The organism is Streptomyces sp. NPDC029139, assembly GCF_055564335.1.
Genome location: NZ_JBVHWN010000003.1, coordinates 595027 through 606678, shown reverse-complemented (window position 1 = coordinate 606678; position 11652 = coordinate 595027). Strand labels below are relative to the sequence as shown.

The 11652-nt window shown below is 73.0% G+C and carries 12 protein-coding genes; 7 read left to right on the top strand and 5 right to left on the bottom strand.

The genetic code is table 11. The features are described 5' to 3' along the window. Positions 1-141: 141 nt before the first annotated feature. Both ACZ4VW_RS10680 and ACZ4VW_RS10675 read right to left on the bottom strand, forming a co-directional pair. A complete protein-coding gene (locus ACZ4VW_RS10680; protein WP_467960667.1) occupies positions 142-1542 on the bottom strand; it encodes an MFS transporter in 1401 nt (466 codons plus the stop codon). Positions 1543-1603: 61 nt separating this feature from the next. After that, on the bottom strand, positions 1604-2701 hold the full coding sequence (locus tag ACZ4VW_RS10675; RefSeq protein ID WP_467960665.1) for a DUF8017 domain-containing protein: 1098 nt from the start codon (positions 2699-2701) through the stop codon (positions 1604-1606). A 106-nt stretch (positions 2702-2807) separates the two neighbouring features. Between ACZ4VW_RS10675 and ACZ4VW_RS10670 the strand changes: the two genes are divergently transcribed. The 3 genes from ACZ4VW_RS10670 to ACZ4VW_RS10660 all read left to right on the top strand — a co-directional run bounded on the left by ACZ4VW_RS10670 (position 2808) and on the right by ACZ4VW_RS10660 (position 6732). Then, complete coding sequence (locus ACZ4VW_RS10670; RefSeq protein ID WP_467960663.1) at positions 2808-3260, top strand: DUF4442 domain-containing protein; 453 nt, start codon at positions 2808-2810, stop codon at positions 3258-3260. A gap of 150 nt (positions 3261-3410) precedes the next feature. Further along, a complete protein-coding gene (locus tag ACZ4VW_RS10665; RefSeq protein ID WP_467960661.1) occupies positions 3411-6014 on the top strand; it encodes a beta-glucosidase in 2604 nt (867 codons plus the stop codon). Positions 6015-6075: 61 nt separating this feature from the next. Beyond that, a complete protein-coding gene (locus tag ACZ4VW_RS10660) occupies positions 6076-6732 on the top strand; it encodes a DedA family protein (protein ID WP_467960824.1) in 657 nt (218 codons plus the stop codon). Positions 6733-6804: 72 nt separating this feature from the next. Here the strand turns inward: ACZ4VW_RS10660 and ACZ4VW_RS10655 are convergent, their stop codons facing one another. Then, entirely contained in the window at positions 6805-7332 is a 528-nt protein-coding gene (locus ACZ4VW_RS10655; RefSeq protein WP_467960659.1) for a gamma carbonic anhydrase family protein, read from the bottom strand. Positions 7333-7452: 120 nt separating this feature from the next. Between ACZ4VW_RS10655 and ACZ4VW_RS10650 the strand changes: the two genes are divergently transcribed. After that, on the top strand, positions 7453-8196 hold the full coding sequence (locus ACZ4VW_RS10650) for an acyltransferase (protein WP_467960657.1): 744 nt from the start codon (positions 7453-7455) through the stop codon (positions 8194-8196). A gap of 68 nt (positions 8197-8264) precedes the next feature. Here ACZ4VW_RS10650 and ACZ4VW_RS10645 read toward each other — a convergent pair whose 3' ends face one another. Further along, entirely contained in the window at positions 8265-9134 is an 870-nt protein-coding gene (locus tag ACZ4VW_RS10645) for an EamA family transporter (protein ID WP_467960655.1), read from the bottom strand. 117 nt (positions 9135-9251) lie between these two features. Here ACZ4VW_RS10645 and ACZ4VW_RS10640 point away from each other — a divergent pair, with 117 nt between their 5' ends. Both ACZ4VW_RS10640 and ACZ4VW_RS10635 read left to right on the top strand, forming a co-directional pair. Further along, the gene (locus ACZ4VW_RS10640) at positions 9252-9824 is read left to right on the top strand and encodes a helix-turn-helix domain-containing protein (protein ID WP_467960653.1); all 573 of its coding nucleotides are present in this window, start codon (positions 9252-9254) and stop codon (positions 9822-9824) included. Positions 9825-9867: 43 nt separating this feature from the next. Further along, complete coding sequence (locus ACZ4VW_RS10635) at positions 9868-10425, top strand: YbaK/EbsC family protein (protein WP_467960651.1); 558 nt, start codon at positions 9868-9870, stop codon at positions 10423-10425. Here ACZ4VW_RS10635 and ACZ4VW_RS10630 read toward each other — a convergent pair. Continuing rightward, entirely contained in the window at positions 10418-10840 is a 423-nt protein-coding gene (locus tag ACZ4VW_RS10630; RefSeq protein ID WP_467960650.1) for a CoA-binding protein, read from the bottom strand. The two genes, ACZ4VW_RS10635 and ACZ4VW_RS10630, sit on opposite strands and share 8 nt — an antisense overlap. A 112-nt stretch (positions 10841-10952) precedes the next feature. Between ACZ4VW_RS10630 and ACZ4VW_RS10625 the strand changes: the two genes are divergently transcribed. Further along, positions 10953-11579, top strand: a complete 627-nt coding sequence (locus ACZ4VW_RS10625) for a YigZ family protein (protein WP_467960648.1) — start codon at positions 10953-10955, stop codon at positions 11577-11579. Positions 11580-11652 lie beyond the last annotated feature (73 nt).

Genomic DNA, 11652 nt, shown 5'->3' with positions numbered 1-11652 from the left:
CTCCCGCCACCGGCCTTGACGGCTCTGTGCGGCCGCCCGGCCGGTCAGCTCCCGCCACCGGCCTTGACGGCTCTGTGCGGCCGCCCGGCCGGTCAGCCCCCGCCACCGGCCTTGACGGCTCTCTCCCGGCCACCCGTCCGGTCAGCCGTCCGCCTCCGGCGCCCCGGTCTTCCCGGCCGCCGGCGGACCGGCGGGCGGCGTGCCCGCCCCCATCCCCGCGGTGGGCACGGCCGCCGCCGTTCCCGCGGAAGGCGTCAGGGGCACGGTCGGCAGCGGCCCGAAGGAACCGCCCACCTCCTTGGTGCGGCGGCGGAGGTTCCGGACGTCCGGGACCAGGAGGACCAGGGACGTCACCAGCACGATCAGGGCCGCCGAGCCCCACAGCGCCTCGCTGCGGCCGAAGAGGCTCTCCGCCGGACCCGCGAGGGCCGTGGAGAGGGGAAGCATCGCCGTCGAGCCGAACCAGTCGTACGCGGAGACCCGCGACAGCTTCTCCTCCGGGATCTCCTGGTGCAGCGTCGTCATCCACGCCACGCCGAACACCTCGATCGCCACACCGCTCACGAACATCGCGACCGAGAGGCCCACCACGTCGAGCGGCACCGCGAGTGCCGCCGAGGGCAGAGCGATCGGGAAGACGCCGAGCGTGCCCACGAGCAGCATCCGCCGCGGTTTCCAGCGCATCATCAGCAGCGCGCCGGCGAGCGTGCCCACACCGAAGAAGGCCAGGGCGATGCCCCACGGTCGCGCGCCGCCGAGTTCGTCCCGGGCCACCAGCGGACCGTAGACGGACTCGGCCGCGCCGACGAGCGCCACGACGATCGAGAACTGGGCCACGATGGACCACAGCCAGGGCCGCCCCGCGACCTCCCGCCAGCCTTCCCGCAGATCGGCGAGCAGCCCGCCGCCCGCCTCGCGCTTCGCGATGTGGCTGACGTCGAGGAAGGCGCGCAGCGCGCCCGCGACGGCGAAGGCCGCCGCGTCGATCGCCAGGACCCAGCCGGGCCCCATGGCGGCGATCATCGCGCCGCCGAGCGCCGCCCCGCCGATTCCGGCCCCGTGCATCGCCATCCGGAACAGGGCGAAGGCCCGGCTGACCTGTTCGCCGCTGACGCTGGACATCAACATGCCCTCGGCCGCCGGGCTGAAGAAGGCCTGGCCCGTCCCGCACAGCGCGGTCAGCAGCATCATCTGCCACAGCTGGGGGTCGCCCGCGAGGACGAGGACGGCGAAGGCGCCCTGCGAGACGCAGTTGAGGGCGTTGGCGGCGACCATCACGCGGTGCCGGGGTATGCGGTCCGCGACGGCGCCGCCGATGAGCAGGAAGAGCACCAGCGGCAGGGTGCGGGCCGCCGCCACGAGGCCCACGTCGCCACCGTCCCCGCCCGTCTGGAGCACGGCGAACGCCGCCGCGATCAGGGCACCGTGGGTGCCGAGGTTGGTGACGATCGCGGCGGCGGTCAGCAGCAGGTAGTTCCGGCCGGCCCACTCGGGGCGGCGGGAGCGCAGAGGGGCGCGGCGGGAGGCGGCGGGAGTTCTCACTCCGGGACTATCCCCGGTGCCGCCGCCTCCTGCCAAACCGGATACGGCGGCCCGGAGCCGGTCAGGACCCTGCCGGGGCCAGCCGCACCGTCGAGAGGATCTGCTGGATCGTGGCGTCCGGCAGCTCGTCCTTGACCCCGTCGGCGCCGTAGAGCACGAACGACGAGAAGTCACCCTGGGCGTTCTTGAAGGAGAACGCGATGGACTTGCCGTCCGACTCGCACTTGTTCCGCTTCTTGATCCCCGGCGCGGTGGCCGTCGCCATGCTGCCGGTCAGACCGGACTTGGTGGTGTACGGCACGGCCTTGGTGATCTTGATGGTGCCCTTGGGCATGTGCTGGGCGTATCCGGCCCACACCCAGTTGCCGGCCTCGTTGTACGCCGCCTCCGAGGTGTTCTTGGCGCCCTGGCCGCCCTTGGTCCCCGCGCTGCTCAGGCCCCAGGTCTCCTCGGTGCCGTTCTTGTCGGTGTCGTAGGTGCACCACTTGCTCTTGTAGCGGGTGGGCGCCGACATGGTGACGACGGGCGAGCCGTCGCCCTTCTTCTCGTCCTCGAAGAAGGTGACGGTGCCGGGCTTCAGCAGCTCCCACTCCGGCGGTACGTCGAACAGCGTGCCGTACTTGGGGTTGTGGACGACCTTCCAGCCCGGGATCGTCGGCTGGTGCTGGGCGTCGTCGCGCGGGTTGTCGATCGGCGGCGACGACGAAGCCGACGTCGGGGCCGACGCGGAGGGCTTCTGGTCGCCGCCGGCGTGGGTGTTCTTGTCGTCGTCCTTGCCGAGGACGAGGAAACCGGTGACACCGGCCGCCACGACGACGGCGGTCGCGGCGACGATGGCGATCAGGGTCGTCTGCTTCTTCTTGCCGTCACCCGGGCCGCCCGCCGGAGGCGGCATCCCCGGCACCTGGTACTGCGGCACGGTCGGCTGCTGGTACGGGTTGGGCTGCTGGTACGCGGGCTGGGCCGGCTGCGTCGGCGGCTGCGGGAATCCCGGCTGGGCCGGCTGCGTCGGCGGCTGCTGCGGGTACCCGGGCTGCTGCGTGTACCCCGGCTGCTGGTACGGGTTGGGCTGCTGCGGATACCCCGGCTGCTGATACGGGTTCTGGTTCTGGTCCTGCGGGTTCTGCTCGCCCCCGGGCGGCTGCTGTCCTGGCCACATGGCCAGTAACCATAGAGGTGTGGCGGGAAGCCTGCTACGCCCGCCCCCGTGCGGGCTCCGGGCGCAGGGGATGGTCTTCCCTGCTACTCGCGGGTAACATCGCGGCATGAGCGCAGACCAGATGTCCGTCGGCGAGATGCTCGCCGCCACGGTCCCCATGGCCAGGACCCTCAACCTCGAGTTCCTGGAGACCACTTCCGAGCGTGCCGTCGTCCGGCTGCCGGACCAGGCCGACTACCACAACCACGTCGGCGGTCCGCACGCCGGAGCCATGTTCACGCTGGCCGAGTCCGCCAGCGGCGCGATCGTCCTGGCCGCCTTCGGCGACCAGCTGAACCGCGCGGTGCCGCTCGCCGTCACCGCCGAGATCGGCTACAAGAAGCTCGCCATGGGCGTCGTCACGGCCACCGCCACCCTGGGCCGCCCCGCCGCCGACGTCGTCGCCGAGCTGGACGCCGGCGCGCGCCCGGAGTTCCCGGTCCACATCGCCCTCACGCGCGAGGACGGTGCCGTGACCGGCGAGATGACCGTCGTCTGGACCCTGCGCCCCCACTCCTGACACCGCGTCGCCGCAGTGCCGCCCCCGTGCTCCGATTCGGACGCGGGGGCGGCCTCGTCAGCGGGGCTCCGGCGAAAATGAGAGACCGTCACGCATAGTGCGCTCACCGCCCAAACGCGGCATTCCCGTCTGTGCGAAGGAGCAGCGCCCGTGTCAGAAGCCGAGTCCCGTCAGTCGTACGTCCCGCCGGACGACCCCGCGGCCGGGCCTGTGCCCGCGGCGCTCACGCCTCGCGCCCGCGGCACCTCCGAGGGCACCAAGGGTCGTCCCCGCCCGGCGCCGTCGCCCGGTGCCGCGACGGGTGCGCGGCTGCCCCGCAGGGCCGCGTTGTGGCTGCTCGGCGGAGCCTTCGCCGCCGCGGCCTCGGTGTCCTCACCGGCGCGCGCGAACCCGCGCCCGCGCCGGGCCGGCCGGGTCGACGAGCTCCTCGACCGGCTCACCCTCGCCGAGAAGGTCTCCCTGCTGCACGGCGCCGCCGACCCGAAGAGCCTCGGCGAGGCCGGATACGTACCCGGTGTGCCACGGCTGGGCATTCCGGCGCTGAGGCTCGCCGACGGGCCGGCCGGCGTGCGGGTCAAGCGCACCGCGACCGCGCTTCCCGCACCCGTCATGCTCGCCGCCGCCTTCGACCCCTCCCTCGCCCGCGCCTACGGCGAGGTGATCGGCCACGAGGGCCGCGCGCTCGGCCAGGACGTGCTGCTGTCCCCCATGGTCAACCTGATCCGCACCCCGTACGCGGGACGGAACTTCGAGACCTTCTCCGAGGATCCGCTCCTCTCCGCCGACCTCGTCGCCGAGGAGATCCGGGGCATCCAGGCCGAGGGGCTGATCGCCACGGTCAAGCACTTCGCCCTCAACAACCAAGAGAAGGACCGGACGACCATCGACGTGCGCGCCGACGAGCAGACCCTGCACGAGACCGAGCTGCGCGGTTTCGAGGCAGGCGTCGCCGCCGGCGCGGGAGCCGTCATGGCCGCCTACAACAAGGTCAACGGCATGTACTCCGCCGAGAACCCGAAACTCCTCACCGAGCTGCTGCGCGAGCGCTGGGCCTTCGACGGCTGGGTGATGAGCGACTGGGGCGGCGTGCACAGCACGGGGCCCTCGATCGCCGCCGGTCTCGACATGGAGATGCCGTCCGGCGCGCGTTTCGGCGCCGCGCTCGAGAAGGCGGTGCGGGACGGCCAGGTGCCCCAGGCGTCCGTCGACCGGGCCGTGCGCCGCATCCTCTCCGTACGGGACCGGTTCGGGCTGCTCGACGAGGCCCCCCGACCGGAGCGGAACGTGGCGGCGGGCGCCCGCGTCGCCCTCAGGGTCGCCACCGCCGGCGCCACGCTGCTGCGCAACAAGGGCGGCGCCCTGCCGCTCACGGGCCAGGCCGCCCGCTCCCTCGCCGTGATCGGCCCCACCGCCACGGTGCCCTTCGTCAGCGGTGGCGGCAGCGCTCATGTCATCCCGGACTCCGCGGCCCGCCCGCTGGACGCGATCCGGACCCGCGCCGGCGCCGGCGCCACCGTCACGTACGCCCTCGGAGAGGACCTCTTCGGCAGGCCCATGCCCGCCACGGAGCCCCCGGCCGAGCTGGAGAACCGCGCCGTCGCCGCCGGCGCCACCTGGAGCTACGAGGGCACCTTCACCGTCCCCGAGGCCGACCGTTGGACCTTCCTCGTCCACTACAGCGGCACCCGGCCCACCGTCACCGTGGACTCCACCGAGCTCTTCCCCGTCCGCCCGGGTGTCTACGACTACTTCCCCGGAGGGCTGGAGAGCCACGCCCCGGACGGCCTCAGCGTGCGGCGCACCACCGTCGACCTCGCCGCGGGCGCCCACCGGCTGACCGTCACCGCCCGCGGCGGCGCCCGTGGCCAACGCTTCCGGCTCCGTGCCATCAGCGACGCCGACCGGGCGGAGGACATCGCGGAGGCCGTGCGCGCGGCTCGCGCCGCGCACAGCGTCGTGCTCTTCGCGTACGAGGACGCCACCGAGGGCCAGGACCGCACCAGCCTCGCGCTCCCCGGCAAGCAGGAGGCCCTGATCGACGCGGTCACGGCGGTCAACCCGCGGACGACCGTCGTCCTCAACACCTCCTCGTGCGTCACCATGCCCTGGTTGGAGCGCAGCGCCGCCGTGCTGCAGATGTACTACCCCGGGCAGGAGGGCGCCGCCGCGACCACGGCCGTCCTCTTCGGCGACGCCGACCCCGGCGGGCGGCTCACCCAGACCTTCCCGGCCGCCGAGGACCGGCATCCCATGGCGGGCCACCCGCTGCGCTACCCCGGGCGGGACGGGGTCCAGGAGTACAGCGAGGGCATCCACGTCGGCCACCGCTGGTACGACGCCGAAGGGGTGGAGCCGCTGTTCCCGTTCGGGTACGGACTCTCGTACACCACGTTCGGGTACGAGGACCTGGCGGTCGAGCGCGCCGCGGGCGGTGGACTCGAGGTCGGCTTCACGGTCCGGAACACCGGCGGCCGCGCCGGGATCGAGGTGGCCCAGGTCTATGTCGGCCCCTCGCCCCATGTCGCCGCCCTCGGCGTCGACCAGCCGCGCCAGCTCCTGGCCGGCTACCGACGCCTGGAACTGGCAGCAGGGGAGCGGCGGCGGGTGACCGTACGCGTCGCCGTCCGCACCCTCTCCTCCTGGGACACTGCACGGCACGACTGGGTGCTCGGCACGGGCCGGCGCACGGTCCGGGTGGGCGCGTCCTCGCGCGATCCCCGGCTGGTCACGGAGGTCGCCGTGCTGCCCTGGTGACCAGGTAGGCTGCCCCGGCGTGCGCGACGCGGCGCACGCCTCGACACGGGAGGAATCCGCGTTGCACGTCCAGGAGTGGCTGGAGACGATCCCCGCGGTCGCCGTCTATGCGCTGGTGGGGGTGGTGATCGGGCTGGAGAGCCTGGGCATCCCGCTGCCCGGCGAGATCGTCCTCGTGAGCTCGGCCCTGCTGGCCTCGCAGCACGGCGACATCGATCCGTACGTCCTCGGTGCCTGCGCCACGGCCGGCGCCATCATCGGCGACTCGATCGGCTACGCGATCGGCCGCAGGGGCGGGCGCCCGCTGCTGGCCTGGCTGGGGAAGAAGTTCCCCAAGCACTTCAGCGAGGCCAACATCGCGCTGGCCGAGCGGTCCTTCGAGAAGTGGGGCATGTGGGCGGTCTTCTTCGGCCGCTTCGTCGCCCTGCTGCGGATCTTCGCCGGACCGCTCGCGGGCGTGCTGAAGATGCCGTACTGGAAGTTCCTGATCGCCAACGTCTTCGGCGGCATCCTCTGGGCGGGCGGGACCACGGCCGTCATCTACTCGGTGGGCGTCGTCGCCGAGGCGTGGCTCAAGCGCTTCTCCTGGGTCGGCCTGGTGCTCGCCGTCCTCTTCGGCGTCGCCTCCATGCTGATCATGAGGAACCGCGCGAAGAAGGCGGCGGCCAGGTCCGAGGAGACCGCCGACGCGCCGGTGCCGGTGACCGTCGGCGACTGACGCGGAGGTTGTACGGAGAAGGGCGCGGCGCCTGCGAGGGCGCCGCGCCCTTCTCCGTACCGTGCCGGGGGTTCAGTCGCCGAACGCCTCGGCGTGCCCCTTGGCGAGGTGCAGGTACATCTCCGCGTTGAGGCGGATGCCGGCCCGCTCCTCCTCGGTCAGCGGCCGCCGGACCTTGGCCGGGACGCCCGCGACCAGCGAGCCCGGCGGGATCTCCATCCCCTGCGGCACGAGAGCCTGCGCGGCGACGAGCGAACCGGCACCGACCCGGGCGCCGTTGAGGACCGTGGCGCCCATGCCGACCAGGACGTCGTCCTCGATGGTGCAGCCGTGGACGGTCGCGTTGTGGCCGACCGTCACGCGGTCGCCGATGGTGACCGGGAAGCCGGGGTCGACGTGGACCGTGCAGTTGTCCTGGATGTTGGAGTCCTCGCCGACGGCGATGGGGCCGCAGTCCGCCCGCAGCACCGCGTGGTACCAGACGCTCGCGCGGGCGCCGAGGGTGACGTCGCCGAGCACGACGGAGGTCGGCGCGGTGAAGGCGGTCGGATCGACCCGAGGTTCCTTGCCGCCGACGCCCCTGATCAACGCCTCTGTCATCGTTCGCTCCTGATCCCTCGTGGTTGCGTCACGCCCTGCGGGCAATCTAGCCCCGCCTCATGACGGACATCACAGGGCACCCCACTGACCGGCCACGACGGCGAGGACTACCGTGTCCGGGTGCCCAGGAACAGAAACACGTTCTCCTCTCTCGCCGCCTGGCGGCGCCGGGTCCTCGCCCGCGCCGTGCAGGGCGGATGGCGCTGGGTGCAGGAGGCCGGAGCCGTCACCGCCGAGAGCCCGGGGCGGCTGCGGTTCCGTCGTCTCGGCGCCGGCACCCGGCTCGCCTTCCCCCAGGGCACGGTCTTCGGCGAGCAGTGGATCGAGATCGGCGAGTGCTGCATCATCGCCGAGCAGGTCACCCTCACCGCCGGCATGCTGCCCGGGCTCGACCTCGGCCAGGACACGGTCCTGACGCTCGGCGACGGCGTCGTCCTGGGACGCGGCAGCCACGTCATCGCCGACACCTCGGTGGCGATCGGCTCGGACACGTACTGCGGCCCGTACGTCTACATCACCTCGACCAACCACAGCTACGACGACCCGGACGAGCCGGTCGGCCGGCAGTGGCCGCGCTCCGAGCCGGTCGAGATCGGTCCGGGCTGCTGGCTGGGCACGGGCGCGGTGATCCTGCCGGGTGCCCGGCTCGGCCGCAACGTGGTGGTCGCGGCGGGCGCGGTCGTACGGGGAGAGGTTCCGGACCACTCCGTGGTGGCCGGGGCGCCGGCGAAGGTCGTGCGCAGCTGGGACCCGGAGCGGGGCTGGCAGCCGCCCCTGCGGACGCCGGCGCCGGTACCGATCCCGGACGGCGTGACACCCGAGCAACTCGCCGCGCTCGCGGCATGGGACCTCGCCCAGGGCTGACGGTACCGACGACTCACCTTGTCGGGAGCGGCACCGTGCCGACGAGGGCGAGTTCCGCGCCCGCGGCGTCACCCCGTCGCCAGCAGTACCGTGCCCACCAGGGCGAGGCCCGCACCCGCGGCCTGCACCGCCCGCAGCCGTTCCTTGAGCACGCCGCGCGCGGCCAGCGCCGTCACCACCGGGTAGAGGTTGGCCAGGACGGCGGCGACGGTAACCGGACCGTTCTGCGCCGCGATCGAGTACGTGCCGTTGGCGGCGACGTCCGCGAGGCCGACGAACGCGAGCGCCGGGAGGGCCGCCAGGAGGGCCTTCGTCCCCCCACCGCCCTCGGGCAGCACCCGGCCGCCCCGCCTCACCGAGACGTACAGCGCGCCGCCGCCCACCGCCACGTTGGTGACGCGCTGTACGAACAGGGCGAGGAACAGGCCGGTGAGCGTCGAGGACGCCTCCGCGATCAGGGCCATCACCGAGCCGAAACCGAAGGCCGCCACGAGGGTGAGCAGCACGGCCTGGCGCTGCACGGGCGCTCCGCGCAGTTCCGGTCCGCCGGCCAGGACGATGCCCACGACGGCCACGGCGATGCCGGCGAACTGCAGGAGGCCCGGCCGGTCACCGATGAGCAGCCCCACCGACACGGGCACGACGACGCCGAGGGAGCCGAGCGGGGAGACCACGCCCATCGGGCCGAGCGCCAGGGCCTTGTAGAAGCAGAGCATCGCCACGGGTCCGACCGCGCCCGCGCCGACCGCGTACCAGAGCTGCGGCCCCGCCTCCGTCCAGCCGCCCGTGGCGAGCACGAGGGCACCGAGGACGACGATGGCGATCACCTGGGAGGCGAGCACGACCGTCAGGGCCGGCATGCGCCGGGTGAGCAGCCCGCCGCCGAAGTCGGCCAGGCCCCAGAGCAGGGCGGTGGCCAGGGCGAACAGCGCGGTCATGGGTCCTCGCAGGGTGACGGTCTCGCAGTACAGTGCGGTGGACAGCTGAGTGCACCGCGATAGACCACACGGTAGTTCAGTCTGTTGGACTGTGTCATCCAGAATATTGGACGGAATGTGTCGGACCTCGATCAGCTCACGCAGTCGCTCGCGCGCAACCTGAAGCGGTGGCGCAAGGAGCGCGGTTTCACGCTGGACTCACTCGCCGCCCGCGCGGGAGTCAGCCGCGGCATGATCATCCAGATCGAGCAGGCCCGCACCAACCCAAGCGTCGGCACCACGGTGAAGCTGGCGGACGCCCTCGGCGTCTCGATCACGACCCTCCTCGACTACGAGCAGGGAGCGCAGGTCCGCCTCGTCCCGCCCGAGCAGGCCGTACGCATGTGGTCCACCTCCACCGGCAGCCACACCAAGCTTCTGGTCGGCACCGAGGCACGCGGACCACTGGAGCTCTGGTCGTGGACGCTGATGCCCGGGGACGGCAGCGCATCCGACCCGCACCCCGACGGCACCACCGAACTGCTGCACGTCACGGAGGGCGAGCTCACCCTCGTGGTCGAGGGCGAGGAGCACCGGATCCCGGCGGGCACCTCCGCGGTCTTCGAGGCCAACGTGCCGCACGCCTATCGCAACGACGGCACGGAGAAGGTCGGGATGACCATGGCCGTCTCGATCCCGCCCGCCCGCTGAGACGGTCAAACCCCGGGCGCGGGCGGCTTGTTAGCGTGTGCGCATGCGCGCACCCATCGGCGACTTCGACCGCGCCGTCCCCGCCCCCGACTGCCTCGACCTGCTCACGGAGCCCGTCGCCGCCGCGGTCCGTGCCTGGCAGTGCGCCGTCCCCGCCGACCAGCTCCTGTACGTGGACACCGATCCGGAGATCGCCGACACGGCCGCCTTCGTCGAGCACCACGGCCGCGATCTCCTCGACCGGTCGGCGAACTGCGTGATCGTCGCGGGCAAGCGGGGCGAGGTGACGACCCTGGCCGCCTGCGTGGTGCGCTCGGCCACCAGGCTCGACGTCAACGGAGTCGTCCGCAAGCACCTCGGCGCCCGCAAGGCGCGGTTCGCCCCGATGGAGAGCGCGACCGGCGAGAGCGGCATGGAGTACGGCGGGATCACCCCGATCGGGCTCCCCGCCGCCTGGCCGGTCCTCGTCGACGCGACCGTCGTCGACACCGAATGGGTCCTGATCGGAAGCGGCCGCCGGCGCGGCAAACTGATCGTGCCCGGCAAGACCTTCGCCCAGCTGCCCGGCGCCGTCGTCCTGGAGGGCCTCGGCGTCAGCTGAGACGCGGGATCTCGATGGCGGGGCACCGGTCCATGACCATGTCGAGCCCCGCCTCGCGGGTCCGCGCGTACGCCGCCTCGTCGATCACACCGAGCTGGAACCACACCGCCTGGGCGCCGATGGCCACCGCCTCGTCGGCGACCTCGCCCGCGTGCTCGCTGTTGACGAAGACGTCGACCACGTCGACCGGGAACGGGATGTCGGCGAGCGAGGCGTAGCCCTGCTCGCCGTGCACCGTCTCGGCCTTCGGGTGGACGGGCACGATCCGCTTGCCGAAGCGCTGCAGCACCTCCGCCACGCCGTACGCCGCGCGCGCCCGGTTCGAGGACAGGCCCACGACCGCCCAGGTGTCACCCGTGGCCGTCAGGATCTTCCGTACGGTCTCCGACTCGGCGGTCGTCGTCTCGACGCTCATTTCGCTGCCTCCCATGGCTCGTCGCTGTGCAGAACCCGTCACGGGCCCCGGTGATTCCCGCCCGCCGGGGACCGGGGACGGGAGCACGGTCGCGGGCGCATAGGGTGGCGGGATGCAGGAGCAGTACCGCACGCTCGCCCGCGAAGGTGTGCACGAGACCGAGATCAACCGCTCGCGCTTCCTCTGCGCGCTGGCACCCGTCGCGAGCGAGCGGGAGGCGCAGGAGTTCGTCGCGCGCGTCCGCAAGGAGCACCCGACCGCCACGCACAACTGCTTCGCGTACGTCATCGGTGCCGACGCCGCCGTCCAGAAGGCGAGCGACGACGGCGAACCCGGCGGCACGGCGGGCGTGCCGATGCTCCAGATGCTCCTGCGGCGCGAGGTGCGGTACGTCGCCGCCGTCGTCACCCGTTACTACGGCGGCGTGAAGCTCGGCGCGGGCGGTCTCATCAGGGCGTACGGCGGAGTGGTCGGCGAGGCCCTGGACGCGCTCGGGACCGTCACCCGGCAGCGCTTCCGCCTCGCCACCGTCACCGTCGACCACCAGCGCGCGGGCAAGCTGGAGAACGACCTCCGGGCCACCGGACGGGCGGTGCGCGAGGTGGCGTACGGAGAGGGCGTCGCCATCGGGATCGGCCTGCCGGACGCCGACGTGGAGGAGTTCCGCGCCTGGCTCGCCGACGCGACGGCCGGCACGGCCACGCTGGAGCTCGGCGGAGAGGCGTACGGCGATGCCTGAGCGCGTCACGCGCCGCGGGATCCGGCCGCCCGCGAGCCTCGGTCCGTCCGGCGGAATCGCCGAAGCCCCGGCC